The organism is Prevotella dentalis DSM 3688, from assembly GCF_000242335.1.
GTDB classification, from domain to species: domain Bacteria; phylum Bacteroidota; class Bacteroidia; order Bacteroidales; family Bacteroidaceae; genus Prevotella; species Prevotella seregens.
Genome location: NC_019960.1, coordinates 1,679,862 through 1,697,778, shown reverse-complemented (window position 1 = coordinate 1,697,778; position 17,917 = coordinate 1,679,862). Strand labels below are relative to the sequence as shown.

16 protein-coding genes are annotated in these 17,917 nt (G+C 44.9%); 14 read left to right on the top strand and 2 right to left on the bottom strand.

What is annotated here, in order from left to right; genetic code table 11:
* Nucleotides 1-9: 9 nt before the first annotated feature.
* The 11 genes from PREDE_RS06655 (at nucleotide 10) to PREDE_RS14040 (ending at nucleotide 11,659) form a co-directional block, all read left to right on the top strand.
* Entirely contained in the window at nucleotides 10-390 is a 381-nt protein-coding gene (locus tag PREDE_RS06655) for a hypothetical protein (RefSeq protein ID WP_005845267.1), read from the top strand.
* A 21-nt stretch (nucleotides 391-411) separates the two neighbouring features.
* The gene (locus PREDE_RS06650; RefSeq protein ID WP_154648448.1) at nucleotides 412-2,547 is read left to right on the top strand and encodes a coiled-coil domain-containing protein; all 2,136 of its coding nucleotides are present in this window, start codon (nucleotides 412-414) and stop codon (nucleotides 2,545-2,547) included.
* 122 nt (nucleotides 2,548-2,669) lie between these two features.
* Complete coding sequence (locus tag PREDE_RS06645; RefSeq protein ID WP_005845263.1) at nucleotides 2,670-4,535, top strand: hypothetical protein; 1,866 nt, start codon at nucleotides 2,670-2,672, stop codon at nucleotides 4,533-4,535.
* A gap of 3 nt (nucleotides 4,536-4,538) precedes the next feature.
* Nucleotides 4,539-4,943, top strand: a complete 405-nt coding sequence (locus PREDE_RS06640; protein WP_005845261.1) for a hypothetical protein — start codon at nucleotides 4,539-4,541, stop codon at nucleotides 4,941-4,943.
* A 2-nt stretch (nucleotides 4,944-4,945) separates the two neighbouring features.
* Nucleotides 4,946-6,466: a polymer-forming cytoskeletal protein gene (locus PREDE_RS06635; protein ID WP_005845259.1), complete on the top strand. Its 1,521-nt coding sequence runs from the start codon at nucleotides 4,946-4,948 to the stop codon at nucleotides 6,464-6,466.
* Between the two features lie 20 nt (nucleotides 6,467-6,486).
* Nucleotides 6,487-7,518: a hypothetical protein gene (locus tag PREDE_RS13485; RefSeq protein WP_005845257.1), complete on the top strand. Its 1,032-nt coding sequence runs from the start codon at nucleotides 6,487-6,489 to the stop codon at nucleotides 7,516-7,518.
* Between the two features lie 48 nt (nucleotides 7,519-7,566).
* Entirely contained in the window at nucleotides 7,567-8,067 is a 501-nt protein-coding gene (locus PREDE_RS13480) for a hypothetical protein (RefSeq protein ID WP_005845255.1), read from the top strand.
* Nucleotides 8,068-8,502: 435 nt separating this feature from the next.
* Nucleotides 8,503-8,949, top strand: a complete 447-nt coding sequence (locus PREDE_RS13850) for a hypothetical protein (protein ID WP_154648447.1) — start codon at nucleotides 8,503-8,505, stop codon at nucleotides 8,947-8,949.
* 36 nt (nucleotides 8,950-8,985) lie between these two features.
* Nucleotides 8,986-10,320, top strand: coding sequence for a hypothetical protein (locus PREDE_RS06625; protein ID WP_005845250.1), 1,335 nt, complete (start codon nucleotides 8,986-8,988; stop codon nucleotides 10,318-10,320).
* A 279-nt stretch (nucleotides 10,321-10,599) separates the two neighbouring features.
* Nucleotides 10,600-11,022 carry a DUF5675 family protein gene (locus PREDE_RS06620; protein ID WP_005845248.1) on the top strand — a complete coding sequence of 141 codons (423 nt, stop codon included), beginning with the start codon at nucleotides 10,600-10,602 and terminating at the stop codon, nucleotides 11,020-11,022.
* Between the two features lie 481 nt (nucleotides 11,023-11,503).
* Entirely contained in the window at nucleotides 11,504-11,659 is a 156-nt protein-coding gene (locus tag PREDE_RS14040; RefSeq protein WP_005845246.1) for a hypothetical protein, read from the top strand.
* 39 nt (nucleotides 11,660-11,698) lie between these two features.
* On the opposite strand, the gene PREDE_RS06615 is transcribed toward PREDE_RS14040, so the two are convergent.
* Entirely contained in the window at nucleotides 11,699-12,436 is a 738-nt protein-coding gene (locus tag PREDE_RS06615) for an O-methyltransferase (RefSeq protein WP_005845244.1), read from the bottom strand.
* A gap of 197 nt (nucleotides 12,437-12,633) precedes the next feature.
* Complete coding sequence (aroQ, locus tag PREDE_RS06605) at nucleotides 12,634-13,056, bottom strand: type II 3-dehydroquinate dehydratase (RefSeq protein ID WP_005845241.1); 423 nt, start codon at nucleotides 13,054-13,056, stop codon at nucleotides 12,634-12,636.
* A gap of 161 nt (nucleotides 13,057-13,217) precedes the next feature.
* Between aroQ and PREDE_RS06600 the strand changes: the two genes are divergently transcribed.
* From PREDE_RS06600 to PREDE_RS06590, 3 genes are all read left to right on the top strand, one after another.
* Entirely contained in the window at nucleotides 13,218-14,144 is a 927-nt protein-coding gene (locus PREDE_RS06600) for a site-specific tyrosine recombinase (protein ID WP_005845239.1), read from the top strand.
* Between the two features lie 66 nt (nucleotides 14,145-14,210).
* Nucleotides 14,211-14,978 (top strand): porin family protein, encoded by a 768-nt coding sequence (locus PREDE_RS06595; RefSeq protein ID WP_005845238.1) that lies wholly within the window; start codon nucleotides 14,211-14,213, stop codon nucleotides 14,976-14,978.
* Between the two features lie 74 nt (nucleotides 14,979-15,052).
* Complete coding sequence (locus PREDE_RS06590; RefSeq protein ID WP_005845237.1) at nucleotides 15,053-17,872, top strand: M16 family metallopeptidase; 2,820 nt, start codon at nucleotides 15,053-15,055, stop codon at nucleotides 17,870-17,872.
* Nucleotides 17,873-17,917: the final 45 nt, after the last annotated feature.

Sequence of the window (17,917 nt, the reverse complement as noted above, 5' to 3'; positions counted from 1 at the left end):
GTTTCGTCAATGATGGATCAGGCACACCAATTAAGCGCGGAAAGCGGCATTTCAGGCAGTGCCAAAGGCATTGGATCCAACCAAACAGCAATCCTTCAGATGGCAAGGGCCAACAATGAGGATTTGAAAGCAAGTGGCGTTGCCGAATATGTTAGGCAATTGGATTCACTCGGCACTATGATGGAATATGTCGGTGAAGATGCTTCAAACGTTGGTCAGAAAGTAAGGTTGATGGTCACTGCATTTGACAAGGGTACATCTGACATTCCAAACATAATTAATGCAATATCCAACGCGCACGCAAATGGAATGGTGTCTTATAATGAGTTTGCGGATGCAATGATAAACAATGCGGGTAGGGCGGCTGAATCAAAAGTGTTATTTGAATAGTTGGCGGCTGCAATTGAAACCTTGACACCAAAATATGGTAGTTCAGAAACGGCTGCACAGAAATACCTGCAAGTGCTTTCCTTGTTGGAAGCAAAAGGAAGTGATAAGTTGAAACCATCAATTGTCGGTGCTTCAGAAGCACTGAATAACCTTAAATCCAAAATGGATGAAGGCAAGGATGTTTCTGATGTTTTTGGTGCCAAGACCATCAACGTTGCAAGGTATGTTGCAAGTATGTCAGCTGCAATTGATGAAAACACAAAAAAGATATTTGACAATTCCAACGCGCTAAAACAATCAAACATTGCAAACAACAGCTTGGGCACAGCTGAAGCGGAATTGTCCAATTCTTGGACAAATATCACTTCAATAATTGGTGAATCATTTTTGCCTTTGTGGAAGGAGTGTGTCAAGGCGGTGACAGACATATTGGATCCGATTTATCACTTAATTGAGGCATTGAAAAACAACCAAGCTGTTATGCTTGTTGTTGGGGGTACAATTACTATATTAAAAAAAGCCATTGCTTCAATTGCATTTATAATCAAGATTGTTGTAGGTGCACTTGAATTGCTAACAAGGTTTATCACTATTGGAGTCGATACAATTGCAGGTGCGATGATTCCGACAATTAAAAATTGGTACAACAAGATGAGCCAAACGACTGCATTTCAAACAGTGGTTAAAAGCATCAAGACTGTCATTAAATGGGTTGAAAATTTGATTGACAAAGTAAAAACAGCGGTTGATTGGTTAAGAAAATTTGGAAAGGAAGACACCAAGGCAAGCACAAAGAAAACTGACAACCCCACTAAAGACAAACCTGTCAGAACAATTGCCACAAAGAATAAAAAAACAATTAAGGGCGGCAAATCAAAAATCAAGTCTGAAACAAGTGCCGACAGATTGAACAAAGCTGAAAAGCAATACAAACAGGGTTTGATTCAAATTCAAAACAAATACAATGCAGGATTGTACACGGCACAAGAAAGGCAAGAAGCAATATTGGCCGCTGAAAGGCAATATTATGAAGTAAAGGCAAATGAAGGCAGGTTGTCAAGGCAAGAGGCAAATTCTTACAAGTCAAAGGAACAACAGATAAAGGCCGACAAGATATTGATTGATTCAAATGAATCAATGAACAAACTAAACCAAGAGTATGCCGACGGTATGGTTGAAACAAATGAATATTATCAAAAAAGGGCTGAAATATTAAAAAGAATTTATGAGGAGAATTTGAAGAACGGTACCGCCACAAAAGAAATGGCAGAGAACTACAAGCAAGCATTTGATGTTGCCAACCAAACCAAGTTTGAAGTAGGTTCAATCAACGAATTGAGAGACCAAATAAGCAAGATTGAAAGTGAGATAAATTCAACTTCCAACATAAAATTAAGGGCAGAACTTGTAATCAAGAAGAGCAATTTGCAAGGGCAACTTGACAATATATTGGACACCACCACCATAAAGGAATTTAAGTTTAGTTCTGACCAACAAGACAAGTACAAGAGCCGTCAGAATGCGGAATCAGCCATCAATGACATTCAAAAACTTTATGACTTAAAAATCATAGACAAAGCGACTGCCATTGCTGATATAGAGGAAATCAACCAAAAACTAAAAGGGTTGGGGTTGGAACCAATAAAAATCAATCTTGACGATAAAGCCTTTAAAGACAAGTTGTCAAGCATAAGCGATGAATTAAGTTCGTTTGGCAGTTCACTTTCAAGTATCGGTGATGGTTTTGAAATGCCTGAATTGAATGTCGCAGGGACAATGGCACAGGCAATTGCAACAATGGTCAATTCTTATGCCATCGCATCGGAAAGAGCGGCAGCATTGGGGCCGATTGGTTGGTTTGCATTTGCCGCAACGGGCATTGCACAATTGACAGCCATAATATCAACAATGAAGAGTGTGGGCTCTTATGCTGAAGGTGGTATTATTGGCGGTGGCAGTAGCAATGGTGATTTCCTTACAGCGAAAGTGAACGCAGGTGAGATGATATTGAACGGTTCCCAACAAAAGAAACTGTTTAAAATGCTGAATGGGGATGCAAACACATACAATGGCGGAGAAGTCAAATTCAAAATTGAAGGCAGCACATTGCAGGGCGTTCTTAACAATTTCAATAAAAAAATGGGCAAAGCAAGATGATTTACAAAGGTTATTTTAGGGAAAACAAAAGTGACGAACTGTATAGGGTTGTGATAACAACAAACGGCAATACCGCTTAGGCAAAGGAAATAACCCTAAGCGGTACACCATTTGTCACTGAAATGGATTCATCTGATGATGGCATACTTTACAAGTCGGCAAAGTATCAGACTGCAACGGTTGAAATTGTAACGCCTGACTATAATTTTGACTTGTACAGCCCTTCGGCACAAGGAACAAAGGTTGAATTGTACAATGGCAATGGCAATGATTTGGAATGGACGGGGTATGCCACTCCAAACCTATATGATATGGGTTTTGAAAAATCCATTGAAAACATACAGGTTGAATGTATTGATGCCCTTTCAACGTTGCAGTATTACAAGTATAAGCAATCTGACAAGCAAGTAAGATCCTTTTGGTATATCATCAATAAAATTTTGTCAAAGACAAATGCCTATAAATACTTTTATGTGAGTGACAACACACAATTGACCGCCAAATCAGATTCTTGCATCTTGGAAGGTATATACATAAGTGAAAGCAATTTCTTTGACAAGAAAGAAAAAGATGAGACTGATGATGACGTGGCTTGGACTTGTCAGGAAGTATTGGAAGAAATATGCCAATACCTTGGTTTGACTGCCGTTGCAGAAAAAGACAGCGTTTATTTCTTGGACTATGATGCAATCAAGAGTGGCAACAACACATATTGGAAATATGCCGTTGACGGCAATTCGACAGGTTCAAAAGTCACATTGTCAAATTCAAAGACAATACAGTCAACTGATTATTCAGCAAACGGCAGCACAATATCTTTGAGTGACGTGTACAACAAGGTGACAATCAAATCTGAACTTTATGATTATGACAAGGTGTTGCCTGATCCTTTTGACAAAGCGGTCAATATTGTCAAGGACAGCGATCCGACATTGCAAAGTGCTGAAAACACAGAAAACGGAATGTATGGTGAAGTCATTGCAAGCGGCAATGACAAAATGGAAGTGCTGATAGACAGGATATGGCATCCACAAAAACACAAATATGGCGCATTCAATCTTGTTGCATTGAAATACTATAATAGCCCGAACTATAAATTCTACAAGTATGACCGCACGGGAAATGACATAACAAACAGTGTGTCTTCATTGAATTTTACAGACACAAAATCAATGTATGGCGCAACGTTGGCAAGATTTTCAGTCAAGGAATTGAACAGGGTATTCAAAGCCAATTATTTTGACCCCATTCTGCATCAAGGAATAAGTTTGGACACTTGGCTGCAAGTGAATGAATTGAGCAATTTCAATTTTGAAGAATATATAATGTTGCTCAATCCCAATGGATCCCTTTCCAATAACAATATCGAATCATACCCATTTTTTGAAACAACAATGTCTGATTCAAGCGCATTGTTTGGTGGCAAGAATGCCTATCTTATCATAAGCGGCAGTTATAATTTCCACTATTTTAATGATGACCCATATCCAATACCACAAGGTGAAGTTGACATAAGCGAGGGCAGATATGCAATAAATGCAGGTCAGACTTACCTTCTTTGCAAATTGGAATGGGGTGGACAATATTGGAACGGTGACGAATGGACGACAACAAGCACAACCTTCAAGCTGCCTTATATGGCCTTTGAGGAAAACGATGACAAAAGAAGGGCTGACCAAACAATGTTTAAAGACAATAATTTTCTCAATACTGTAAGTTGGAGGATTGGAACGGACAAAAAGGGATATGTCATCAAAACACCAAGTGAACATTCAATAAGCGGACAACCAAAACTGACCGTGTACAAACCATTTGACCCTACTTATAAAAGCACTAAATCAGATAAACAAAAGGGGCAGTACTACAAACATTCAGTGGTTTTTCTCAAAAACTTCAAACTGACAGCATTCATTGGTGATTCAACCTTTTCAAACGATCAAGACACTGATACCAAATACACAATGGACATTGATTCTGATTATACATAGGAATTGGATGACATAAGTTATAAAATCAACACTTGGGACAACAAGAAACCAAATTACAGTTGTGTTGCAACAAAGGAAGGTGACAAATACAAATTCGTTGACAAAACTTATAACAAGGCATTGTCAGCAGAAGTTGTCGGTGAGGAATACAATGATGACGGAAAGACTGTTAAAAGTGATGGAACGCTTAGGCAAGAATGGTGGAATGTATATAGGATTTACAAACAATATCATAAACCTTCAATCAAACTGAACTTATCACTTCGCAATGATATTTATATATACACAACATTGCAGAATAAAATAATAGACGGTCTTCAAAATGAACCAAAGACTTTCATTGTTGACACCGTTTCAAAAGATTACAAACGCAACAAACAGACACTTACCTTAATAGAAAAACATTGATTATGAAGTTTAACAAGTACAATTCAAAAAAGACAGCAGAACAAGTACAAAGAAGCAGTGTGGTAAGTGTTGTGAATGATGCTGTTATTGGAAGTGGCGTTGATTCATCATCAAGTGGCAAGGCAGGGAAATTGGCAGAGACACACACCATTTATGGAAATCCATTTGATGGTACACAAGATATTAAGGGTGTTGTAGGTCAAGTTACAGAAATAAACGCTGAAACAAGCGAGGATGAAAACAAGACCTATGAGGACATAACAATCAATGCTGATAACTTGCACACTTCAAATGATGTCGATGTGGGTGGTGACATAACGATAAAGTCAAATGCAACTGTTAAAGGAAGTATCAAAGCGTCAAGTGCTGAAATAAATGGTGACATAAATGTAAAATCAAATGCAACCGTTGACGGAAACATCAAATCTTCAAGCATTGAAACAACCGACATTGTTTCAACCAACGGCACAATCACAAATCTAAGTGGTGAACAGCTGAATTATTTAAAAGGTATCATAAAGGAATTGTCAGGAACAAAACTGACTTATGACAATGCCACGTTAAAGGATTTGACAAGCAACAACATATCAGTTGAAACGCTTACAGTTACCAAGGCAGCACATTTTTTCAGTCTTGTGATTGATGAAATAAAATCAGTGGGCGGTCAAATAATACTTACCCCTGCCAATGCAACTTTGAATAAGACCATAACAGTAAACGGCGGTTTCAAGTGTTATTGGAAGGCTACTGACGGTGAAAAGAAAATATACAATCAATTTGAAGTGAATGATCAGATTGTATGCCAAACCTTTAATGCAAGTGTCGGAACGTCAAACAATGTCTCCAATACTTTTTATTGGAGGCTATGCACTGCAATCGGAACTGAAACAATGGATGGCGTGTTGTACAACTATGTGGTTCTTTCTGATTCAGACAAGGACAAGGCATCTACAGCAAACCCATCTGTCGGTGACAAGATAGTACAACTTGGCAACAGAAATGATCCAACAAGACAAAATGCAATCATTTTGTCGGCATACAACAGCAAATTCTTGGATGCTGCTTTGAAGGCACCGTCAATAGTGCAATACAAAGGCATCAATGACTACAAATTGGAGACACACAGGGGAAATGTAATCAGTGCTGAATTCAATAGTTTCATAGGTGACTTCAAGGTGTCAGACGGACAGACAATTGAAGACTTCATCAAGGACAACGCCTATCAGGGAGAAAACAATATAGATGTAAGAGTGTTTTCTCTTGATGGAAACCTGACACTTGTAAACGACAGGGAAGTGGACTTGTATGCTGAAGTATGGTGCGGATTGAAAAACATAACGGACAATATTCCACCGTCCTTGTTCAGTTGGGTTAGGACAAGTTCAAACACAGATGCTGACGCATCTTGGAACAAGACAAAGGAAGGCATTGGCAAGACAATACATTTAAAAGACGAGGATGTTGTCAGAAGATGCACCTTTGACTGTATAATAGACATTGACAGCATTAAAAATTATTTATAAAGAAATTAAAAAATTAAATTATGGCTAATATCGCAAGAGGACAAATCACAATCGTTGATTTGAATGACGGCAAGTCAATCAATCTTTTCTTATCAAGCAACCACGCAGCAACGCAGATTTTCAATCAGGAAAACAGTTCTTATGTGCCAAACTATGCTTCGTCAAATTTGGTGATTAAACCTGAATTATATGTCAGCGGCACAGCAAACAATCAGATTTGGAGAATTAAAGGTGTGCCAAATTGGACCATTAACGGTACTGCAACAATATCCAATTATGGGGCTACCGCTGCAACAAGTTCGCCTTATGCACTTACAATCAAGAACAACCTTTCAAGTGTACCGACACTTACCATAACTTGCACCGTTATTTATGTAGACCCTGAAACAGGTGCGGAGACTACTGCAAAGGCTACTTATACAATCACCAAAGTAACAAATACAGGCCAACAGATTAGGGCCATAGCCTTTGCACCAAACGGAACGGTTTTTAAGAATGGCAACACCACTGTATTGAAAGCACATTGCGATATGTGGAGGGGATCAAATATTGACAATAGCAATGTGAGCTACAAATGGCAAGTTCTTGACGGCACTTGGAAAGACATTACAACGGCCAATGCAAACGGTATCACCAATTTTAACACCAATGAAATCACCATACCTTCAGCGGCAGTGCTGAATTATGCAACATACAAATGTATAATAACTGACACAGATCCCGCGAGTGGGACAAAAAACACATCCGTTTCAGACATTATATCATTTGCTGATATGTCTGATCCATATTCCGTTGAAATTGTATCACCGTCAGGAAATGTTTTAACGAATGGAAACACATCAACAACATTGACCGTCAATGTATGGCAGAATGGTGCGATGTTGGGAGATTCATTCTTTACAGGACTAACTTGCACTTGGCAGAAATATAATAAAACAGGTGTTTTAGATACAAGTTGGGGAACAGGCGGATCAAAGACAGGCCGAAGCATAACGGTCACAAAATCAGAAATATCAGTAAGTGCCACATTCATAGTGACTTTGAGTAAATAATAACATTGGAGTAGGAAATGAATCCTACTCCTTTTAAATAATTTGATTATGGCAAATAACATAGCAAGGGGACAAATTACAATATCAACTTTGGAGAATGGCAAAGATGGCAATTCTGTCAATGCAAATTTGGCTTTAAAAACCACAAGCAATTGGACAGATTGGGTAGAAGTAAGCGCACTTACAGGAAATAATAAAGTCTTTGTTTATTCTTATAGTTTGACCGATAGGATTCCAACCACCCAAGATATTACTTTCAGCATTGAAGTTGAAATAAAAGATTTTGTTGGATCAACAACTGATACACCGAGATGTGTTGTACAAGGCCATAAAAATGGAAACATTAGTGATTGGTCATTCAACACCACGCACAATAACATTGACAAGGCAAATGGTGTTTATTATTGTTCCTTTACATTAAAACCAATTGTGGAAAGCAATGTCTTCCCATTTCAATTTAGGTTTGACAATTGCACTTGCAAATTCAGATTCAGGAAAGTGAAGGTGGAATATGGGAAGGTAAACACAGCTTACATTCCCAATGATTAGGATTTAAAGGGAGATAAAGGAGATAAAGGAGACAAAGGCGGTAAAGGAGATAAAGGTACTGATGCAGAAATGTTTAAGCTATTTCCACTGTCTGAAACTGCTGTTGTTGACAAGAATGGCAATTTGGGCGTGGCCTTTAAATACAGTATCAAACATACAGTAGGGAACACCATTACCAATATAAATTCTGACAGCACACATTTCATAAGATTCAGACCATCCACAAGTACAAACAGCACCAATTTATCCATTAACACATTATATCCAACATACACCAATGCTACCTTTATGACCAATTATTTTAGTCTGTCAACAAAACCAACATACTTTGTCATCGAGTTGGTAAATGGAACAACAGTGTTGGACGTAAGGCTGACATCAATCATATTTTTGCCATCCGCTGCATTTGAAATCAAATAGGCAACCGATACAGAAGTGGCAAGCATCAAAAGCAGGGTGACGGCCAATGAAACAAAAATAGAGAATAATGCAAGAACAATAACAAACAATTACTCAACTTTAACCCAAAAGGCAAACGAAATTGAATCAACGGTTGGCAGTGTCAAGACAGTTGTTGACAACACATCGACTGAAAGAAGAAACCTTATAAGTGGAAGTTATCTAAGGATGGTGTCAAAGGTATATGGCGCAAAACCTTTTGTGGTTGACATTGTGAAAGACACAACATATACCTTCAGCGTCAATGGGATGTGTCAACAAGCATTGCTTGACAGTGGTGGTGTGCTTAACGTTTATCTTCATTCAAGCAACGGGACAACCCAATTGGAATCATTAACCATTGATTCTGCAACGCCAACGACCAAATCGATCACGTTCACCGCAAAATACAGTGGCAAGCTACACATCAATTTCTACCTTTAGAAGGACAAAAAAAGAATTACTGACAACAAGCATTTTATGATTGTAAATTGGTGTCAATTGGAAAAAGGAAGCGTTGCAACACCTTGGACTTTGGCAGAAGGTGAACTTACAATCAACAACAACCTTTTACCTGATGATTTGGCGGAATTGAAAGCAAGTGGCAGTTCAAGTTGCACTGTTGAACTGATAAAGAATGGATGTGTTTTGGATGACAGCACAACCTATGACTGTATTCATAGCAAGAACAATGGCACATCCTATGCAGATGTCATTAAACTTCCAAACGACATCAATATCAACGATAAAAATACCTACACATTGTCATTCTATGCAAAAGGAACTGAAATGACAAGTTTTCTTTATCCCGAAGCAGTGCAGGGAATAATAAATGCTGATGGAAGCCACTATTATTCTATGGTAAGCCCAACTTCGTCGATGGACGGTTCAAGTACAACAAGCCTCACTTCGGATTGGAAATATTATCAGATTACTTGGTCTTCATTGCCCAACAATGGCAATGGCAAGAAATTGATTGTTTGCAGATTGAATGCAAATCAAGAGGCTTATGTCGCAGGTGTGAAACTCGAAATTGGGGGAAGAGTAACATATTGTCAGAAATTTTCAGAGAAGACAATAAGCAAAATATCACAAACTGCCAACAACATCAAAGCAGAAGTGTACAATGACCTGAATGTAAAAACGGGCATAGACATTTCCAACGGGAAAATTGAGACCACTGCCGACAAATTCATTGTGAAAAACAGCGACGGGTCACAATCAATAGGAGTTGACAGTGGCGGCAATATGGTTGTAAGCGGTACAATCAAATCAAAGAATTTCTATCATAACATTGATATTATAACTGCCGATTCAGAAAATGTTTCAAGCAACAACAACCTTACCAATATCAACAGGTCAAGTTCAACGGCTGACGTGCTGTTAATCAGCGGTGACTTTGGAACTTCAACCACTTTTTATGATGGTATGCCATACCGTGTTGCAAGGCCGACTTATGTCAACCTGCCCAATGCCAACAATGAAATTTATAGGGGAAAAACTATAAGAATAATAAACAATGCTTGGGCAAAGTATATTGGAACGACAACCAACAGCTATTTCTTCAGTTCAAATGTATATGTGCAATGTGACGGTGGCGGTGCAATCTATGATTTGGAATTGTCTTTTGGCGGCAATACCCTTAGACCATATTGGACATCACTTAATATGAACCAACAGAAAATAGAAAGTATGACACTGCTGTCAGCACCATTTGACGGAACAAGCTCAAACATTGAATTGTTCAGTTGGGTTATAATAGACAAAACAAAGTCACCGAACACTGCTGTTAGAGAATTAAAAGAACTGATGTAATAATAAAAATAATGAAAGAAAAATGGAAGGAGCTTGGTTTTAAGGACCAAGCATAGTATGTAAGTGCCATTACACTGATTGTGAGTGGCATATTAATCGCATTTGTAAGTTTCTTTCTTACCCTTAATATTGCCAATGGAGTATTACTATATATAGCTTAGGCATTCGTTGCGGGGGGAAGCATCTTTGGAGTAAGCATATACTTTAGAAACCAATTGGGAAGTTTCAGGAGTTCCGCCAAGAATGATTTGATAATTTTGTTAAAAGAACTATTGGACAATGACAAAAATCATATTGAAAAGAATAGCTAAAAAAAAAGATTATACAATCGGATGTTTGTATGTTGATTCAAACTTTGTTTGCAATACCTTGGAAGATACTGACAGGGGATTGAAAGACACTGACAATGTACTGTATGTTAAGGCACACAAGATATTTGGAAAAACTGCCATCCCTGTTGGAACTTATAAAATCGAATTGACCTACAGTCCAAAATTCAAGAGGGTATTGCCTTTGTTGACAAATGTAAAGGGATTCAGTGGGATAAGGATTCATCAAGGCAACTTTCCGACTGATACTGATGGATGTATCTTGGTAGGGATGAACACATTTAAGGGTGGTGTTTTCAGAAGTGAGGAGAAACTGAACAAGCTGATGGAACTGCTGAAAGACAAAAAGGACATTGAAATTGAAATCAAATAATTTATGGTTGTAGATATACATCAAATAATTTGTTAAAGAAGGGGGTATGGGGTCATTTTTTGAGACCACCCCCACCAAAACCCCACCCCACCTTTCTTTGTGGGATTTTGGATTTTCAAACTTTATTTACCACTGTGACACTGCCGACGAAATTCGATTTAAGGGCATTTTAAAGCGATTTAAGGGCTTTAAGCCAATAAAACGATAAAGATATTTGGTGAATGGAAACAAAGGCTTGGAACGAACGATTTTGAATGATTTGTTTTCTGTTATATGATGATGGGTTAGCTTCTATTTATGGGAAGTTAACCCATTTGTATTTTTCTTAAAAAGAATTAAATATACACAGGATATTTTGCAGGTTTACAGGAAAACTATTAACTTTGCTGTAGGCAAATAATAACGGTGTTTAATAACATATTTTCATTAAGGCCATAACTTACTGATAATCAGATAATTAGAGAATATTTCACATTCTGATATGGAAAGAGAACTTCGTAAATGGTGGACGTACATTCTAAAAACGGCCGAACAGCATGTTTTTATGAAGATTGGTTTGGCGTCTGCTGCCTGTTTTGTCATCTTCCAATTTGGAAAGGATGTGGGCGAAGCGTTTTATTATATCCTGCATGGATGAATGAAATGAAGTGGAATGTATTCCATTCCGTTTCGTTGGCTACTTCTTTCGGATAAGGGTAAGGCCGTCGCGTAGGGGCAGGATGACTTGCTGCACGCGGGAGTCACGGGCAATGTGGTCGTTGAATCGGCGTATGCCCTGCGTCTGCGGGTCGTGGTTGTAGGCCGAATCCACCACGTGGCCGTCCCAAAGCGTGTTGTCGGCCAGAATGAGGCTACCGCGATTCATCAGTGGCAACAGGGCTTCGTAGGTCTCCACATAGTGGCGTTTGTCACCGTCGACAAAGGCCATGTCGAACTTTACACCCAGTTTTGGGGCTTCGGTGCAGGCATCGCCAATGCGGAAGTCGATGAAGCGGGCCACGGACGAACCCTCGATCCACGGCCGCGTGAAGTCTTCCATCTCGTCGTTAATCTCGAAAGTGAACAGCTTGGGGCCCTCTTCCGTGCCGTTTGCAGTGGGGGAGGAGTCGGCAATCCCAGGCGATGTTGCAGAATTTGAATGGTTTTGTTGAATTTGGAAAGGCCGGTTCTCCCGGTCAATTTCCTGCAATCCCTCGGCCATGCAGATGGCCGAGTAGCCCGAGAAAGTGCCCACCTCCAGGATATAGCGCGGCCGTTGCAGCATGACGAGCATCTTGAGCAGCCGGCCCTGCAGGTGTCCGCTGGCCATTCTACCGTGGATGGTGTGGATGTTGGTGGCGCGGTAGAGGCGGTAGAGATAGTCGCCCTCGGGTTCGCTGTGCGCCAAAATATAATTTATTAATTCAAAATTCATAATTCAAAATTCAAAATTGGAGCAGGAAATGTTCTTTTCTCTCATCATTTCAAAGTCGTTGTCGATTCTTTTCAAAGCCATTGTCGAATCCCTGCAAGGGGCAGTGCGGGCCAACTTCATGGTAGGCACAAACGCTCACAGGCAGCAGTCGGGCTTGTCGGCTCCCGCGCAGCCAATTTTGAATTTTGAATTTTGAATTATGAATTGCTAACTCCTTCTATCGCCAACTCGTAGCCCTTGAGTCCGAATCCGCAGACAACGCCCTTGCAACCGGCCGAAATCATGGAGTGGTGGCGGAACTCCTCGCGCTGGTGCACGTTGGAGATGTGCACCTCAACGACCGGGCAACGCAGCGAGCGGATACAGTCGAGCAGGGCCACAGAGGTGTGGGTGTAGGCCCCGGCATTGAGCACAATGCCGTCAAAAGTGAACCCCACCTCCTGCATTTTGTTGATGAGCTCGCCCTCGACATTGCTTTGATAATAGTGGAGCTCCACCTCGGGGAAGCGGCTGCGCAGGACGGGCAGATAGTCGTCGAACGAACAAGTGCCGTAGATGCCCGGCTCGCGCACTCCCAGCAAGTTGAGATTGGGGCCGTTAAGAATCAGAATCTTCTTCATTTTTGTTTTGCTATTTGGAGGGTTTCTGCTAACTTTGCAGCGAAGACGCAAGCCGACAAGGGCGTCGTCGCTCCTGCAAAGTTAAGCCAAAACGGAGAAAAGGCAAAGCAAATGAGCGGATTTTATTTGCGGCGATACTGGCCCGCGTCTCTGTACAACCCATGAAAACAGCCCATAACCATCCCGTGGACGACATGGTTCGCCGCTATGTGCGCTACCTGAAGCTGGAGCGCAACTACGCCGATAACACGCTGGAGGCCTATCGTCACGACCTGACCCATCTGCTCGGCTATCTCGGCACGCAACGGCTGGGGCCGCTCGAAGTGAAGCTGGAACACCTGCAACATTTTGCCGCCACGCTTCACGAGCGCGGCATCGGGGCCAAGTCGCAGGCACGCATCCTTAGCGGCGTGCGGGCTTTCTACCGCTATCTGGTGCTCGACGGCTACCTGGAGGTGGACCCCACGGAGCTGCTGGAGTCGCCCCATCTGCCTCGCCACCTGCCCGAATATCTCACTACGGCCGAGGTGGATGCACTGGAAGACAGTATCGACCTTTCGACCAACGAGGGCCATCGCAACCGTGCCATCATCGAGGTTTTGTTCTCCTGCGGACTGCGTGTGTCCGAACTCACCCACCTGCGCCTCTCTTGTCTCTATGCCGAGGAGCGGTTCATCCGCGTGCTGGGCAAGGGCAACAAGGAGCGGTTGGTGCCCATTTCCGACCGTGCCCTGCACGAGCTCGACCTCTGGTTTGACGACCGCCGCAAGATGAACATCCAGCCGGGCGAGGAAGACTACGTGTTTCTGAACCGGCGCGGCCACCATCTCACGCGCGTGATGATACTCATCATGATTAAGCGTCAGGCCGAATTGGCCGGCATTCACAAGACCATTTCGCCCCACACACTGCGCCACTCGTTTGCCACGGCCCTGCTGCGGGGCGGCGCCGACCTGCGCGTCATCCAGGCCCTGCTGGGCCATGCCGACATCGGCACCACCGAAATCTACACCCACATGGACGATGAGTCGCTGCGGCAAGAGATTCTGCAGCACCATCCGCGCAACATTGCGCGCGGATGCAAGTGAGCCAACGGCCGGCGGGACGGGCCACACGGAAAACAAATGTTCAATCAAAAATAATCGTAACAACAAATGAAAAAGAATCTATGTATCGGAACTGGCGCACTGACGGCCGGTCTGCTGCTGACGGCCCTCACGGCCGCCGCACAACCCCAACCCAAGACTTGGAGCATCACGCCGAAAGTGGGCGTTGCCGTGTCGAGCGTGACCGGCCACCCCGGGGCCACGGTCGGGATGGTGTATGCGCGTCCTGCGGACGTGCCGAACCCGGGCGGAGCGCCCATTCAAGTGACAAGCAGCTACGGCACGGACAGGACGACGGAGCGGCTGGGACTGGTTGTTGGCGCCGAGGCGCAGTATCAGTTCAGCCCCAAGTGGGGGCTCACGCTGGGAGCTCTGTACAGCCGTCAGGGCGTCAACTTCAAGGGTTTCGACACTTACGACAGTGACCTCAAGGCCACGGTGTCGGTTCATGGGCTGAGCCTCGCGCTGGACTATGTGTCGGTGCCGGTGTTGGCCAACTTCTATATTTATAAAGGTCTGGCCGTGAAAGCCGGCGTGCAGCCCGCTTTCTGCGTAGACAAGAAGCAGAAAGGCAAGCTCACCCTCACCGGCAACACACCCGATGGGATGTATGTTGCGGGCACCGAGAAGCCAAGCATATTGAGCCTCGACGTGTCGATACCCATGGGCTTGTCCTACGAAGTGAGCCATGTGGTGATAGATCTGCGCTACAATCTCGGCGTGACCAACATAGCCGGCGGCGACTGGGTACCGTCGAAACCCACGTTCCGCAACAGCAGCTTCGCGCTGACCGTAGGCTATCGAATCGGGCTGTAGCCTTTGGCCCTTTCGAGGAAAAGGCGTAACTTTGCCCGCTCATTATTAATATGGTACTTAATCAACATCGTTTTATGAGAATCAGAAACCTCATTGCGGGTGTGCTGTTGCTACTGGCCGGCACCGTGCAGGCCCAGATGCCCGACATGACGCTGCCCGTGGACAAGGAGGTGCGCATGGGCAAGCTGTCCAATGGCCTCACTTATTTCATTCGCTATAACAACTGGCCCGAGCACCGTGCCAACTTCTACATTGCGCAGAAAGTGGGCTCCCTCCAGGAGGAAGAGAGCCAGCGCGGCCTGGCCCACTTCCTGGAACACATGGCCTTCAACGGGTCGGCCCACTTCAAGGGCAACAACCTCATCGAGTGGTGCCGCACCCACGGCATCGAGTTCGGCGCCGACCTGAACGCCTACACCAGCATAGACCAGACGGTGTACAACATCGACAACGTGCCCACCCAGCGGCAGTCCACGCTCGACTCGTGTCTGCTCATCCTGAGCGACTGGTCGTCGGCCCTCACGCTGGAGCAGGAAGAGATAGAGAAAGAGCGCGGCGTGATTCACGAGGAGTGGCGGCTGCGCACGTCGGCACAGAGCCGCATGCTCGAGCGCAACCTGCCCAAGCTCTATCCCGGCTCGAAGTACGGACTGCGCTATCCCATCGGCCTGATGTCGGTGGTAGACAATTTCAAGCGCAAGGAGCTGGTGGACTATTATCACAAATGGTACCATCCCTCGCACCAGGGCATCATCGTCGTGGGCGATGTGGACGTGGACCACGTGGAAGCACAGATTAAAGCCCTCTTTGGCGGCTTCAAAAACCCCGACAACGAGGCTGCCCTCGTGTCCGAACCCGTGCCCGACAATGCCGAGCCCATCGTCATCATCGACAAGGACAAGGAGTTTCAGCAGTCGGTGGTGAGCCTGATGATGAAGCACGAGAGCTTCCCCGACAGCCTGAAACAACAGCTGCCTTATCTGGTGCAGAACTATGTGAAGAATGCCGCTCTCGACATGCTCAACCAGCGATTCGTGGAGGCAGCGCAGAAAGCCGACTGCCCCTTTGTGGGTGCCCAGACCAGCGACGGCAACTATATCTTTGCCAAAACCAAGGACGCTTTCAGCCTCGACGTCTCGCCCAAGGACATGAGCCAGACGGCGGCGGCCCTGAAAGCCGCCTACATGGTGGTGCGCCAGGCTGCCGACCATGGCTTCACGGCTACCGAGTACAAGCGTTACCAGAGCAGCACGCTGAGCTCGCTCGACAAGATGTACTCCAACAAGGACAAGCGCTACACGCAGCAGTTCTACGGCGAGATACTGGGCTACTTCCTCAACAACGAGCCCATGCCGGGCATCGACTACAGCTATCAGACCATGAAGCAGCTGGTGCCCGCCATCCCCTTGGAGGCCGTGAACCAGGTGCTGCCCCAGTTGGTGAGCAAGAGCGACACCAATCTGGTGATACTGAACTTCAACAATGAGGCCGAGGGCGCCGTCTATCCCACGGCCGAACAGCTGCTCGCCGCCGTGCATGAGGCCCGCACCGCTCAGGTGGAGGCCTATGTGGACAATGTGAAGGACGAGCCGCTGATGACCACGCTGCCCACCGCCGGCAAAATCAAGAAGGAGCAGAAGAGCAAGAAGTTCGACTATGACATCCTGACCCTGAGCAACGGCGTGACCGTGCTGCTGAAGAAGACCGACTACAAGAAAGACCAGGTGATGCTCACCGGCGTGGGCGGCAGTGGCACGTCCAACTACGGACGGGCCGACTTTGCCAACCTGCAGGCTTTCGACCAGGTGATCGATGCCAGCGGTCTGGGCAACTTCTCGAGCACCGAGCTGAGCAAGGCCCTGGCCGGAAAGATTGCAAACGCCAGCCTGACCATGGGCGAACGCCGCATGAGCGTGAGCGGAAGCTCCACACCCAAGGACGTGGAGACCATGCTGCAACTGACCTATCTCTACTTCACCAACATCAAGAAGGATGAGGACTCCTACAACAACGTCATCCAGCAGTACATGGTTGGTCTCAAAAATCGTGAGCTGAACCCCGACATTGCTTTCCAGGACTCGCTCTCTGCAACCCTCTATGAGCACAACTGGCGCAATGCACCCATGCTGCTCGACGATGTGAAGAACATCAGTTACGACCGCATCCTCCAGATGGCCAAGGAGCGCACGGCCAACGCCAACGGCTGGCTGTTCGAGATTATCGGCAATTTTGACGAGGCCACCATCCGTCCGCTCGTCTGCCAGTATCTGGGAGCCCTGCCCTCCAAAGGCAAAAATGCCGTGGGCACGCGCAGCTCGCGGCTCACCGAGAAGAGCGTGGACAACACGTTTTACCGCAAGATGGAGACGCCCAAGGCCAACTCCATCGTGGTGTGGCTGAACCACAAGATGCCCTATTCGCTCGAAAATTCCATCAAGGCCGACGTGGCCGGACAGGTGCTCTCCATGGTCTATCTGCGCGAAATCCGAGAGGAAGCCAGTGCTGCCTACTCCTGTGGTGCGCAGGGCGGCATGAGCGTGGCCGACGATGGATTCCACATCGGACAGATTCTGGCCTACTGTCCCATGAAGCCCGAGAAGAAAGACATTGCGCTGAAGATTATCGACGAGGAAATCAACAACCTGGCCGAGAAGTGCGACGCCGAAATGGTGGACAAGATTCAGAAGCTGATGCTCAAGCAGATCGACGACAACAGCAAGACCAACGGCTACTGGAGTGGCGTGGTGATGAACAACTACATGATGGGCCTCGACTCCTACACCGAGTACAAGCACATCGTGGAGAGCATCACGCCGGCGGCTATCTCTCAGTTTGTAAAGGACTATCTTGCCGGTGCCAACAAGGTAAGCGTGGTGATGCTGCCGCAGGAGTAAGCGTCGCCGTCGGGCCGTTTCGGTGCGTGGACAGTCTGCCGCCGA

Excerpts from the sequence above, each read along its gene's own strand:
- PREDE_RS06655 (WP_005845267.1), top strand. The coding sequence starts at position 10 with ATGATGGATCAGGCACACCAATTAAGCGCGGAAAGCGGCATTTCAGGC.
- PREDE_RS06645 (WP_005845263.1), top strand. The coding sequence starts at position 2,670 with ATGGATTCATCTGATGATGGCATACTTTACAAGTCGGCAAAGTATCAG.
- PREDE_RS06635 (WP_005845259.1), top strand. The coding sequence starts at position 4,946 with ATGAAGTTTAACAAGTACAATTCAAAAAAGACAGCAGAACAAGTACAA.
- PREDE_RS13485 (WP_005845257.1), top strand. The coding sequence starts at position 6,487 with ATGGCTAATATCGCAAGAGGACAAATCACAATCGTTGATTTGAATGAC.
- PREDE_RS13480 (WP_005845255.1), top strand. The coding sequence starts at position 7,567 with ATGGCAAATAACATAGCAAGGGGACAAATTACAATATCAACTTTGGAG.
- PREDE_RS06625 (WP_005845250.1), top strand. The coding sequence starts at position 8,986 with ATGATTGTAAATTGGTGTCAATTGGAAAAAGGAAGCGTTGCAACACCT.
- PREDE_RS06620 (WP_005845248.1), top strand. The coding sequence starts at position 10,600 with ATGACAAAAATCATATTGAAAAGAATAGCTAAAAAAAAAGATTATACA.
- PREDE_RS14040 (WP_005845246.1), top strand. The coding sequence starts at position 11,504 with ATGGAAAGAGAACTTCGTAAATGGTGGACGTACATTCTAAAAACGGCC.
- PREDE_RS06615 (WP_005845244.1), bottom strand. The coding sequence starts at position 12,436 with ATGAATTTTGAATTAATAAATTATATTTTGGCGCACAGCGAACCCGAG.
- aroQ (WP_005845241.1), bottom strand. The coding sequence starts at position 13,056 with ATGAAGAAGATTCTGATTCTTAACGGCCCCAATCTCAACTTGCTGGGA.
- PREDE_RS06600 (WP_005845239.1), top strand. The coding sequence starts at position 13,218 with ATGAAAACAGCCCATAACCATCCCGTGGACGACATGGTTCGCCGCTAT.
- PREDE_RS06595 (WP_005845238.1), top strand. The coding sequence starts at position 14,211 with ATGAAAAAGAATCTATGTATCGGAACTGGCGCACTGACGGCCGGTCTG.
- PREDE_RS06590 (WP_005845237.1), top strand. The coding sequence starts at position 15,053 with ATGAGAATCAGAAACCTCATTGCGGGTGTGCTGTTGCTACTGGCCGGC.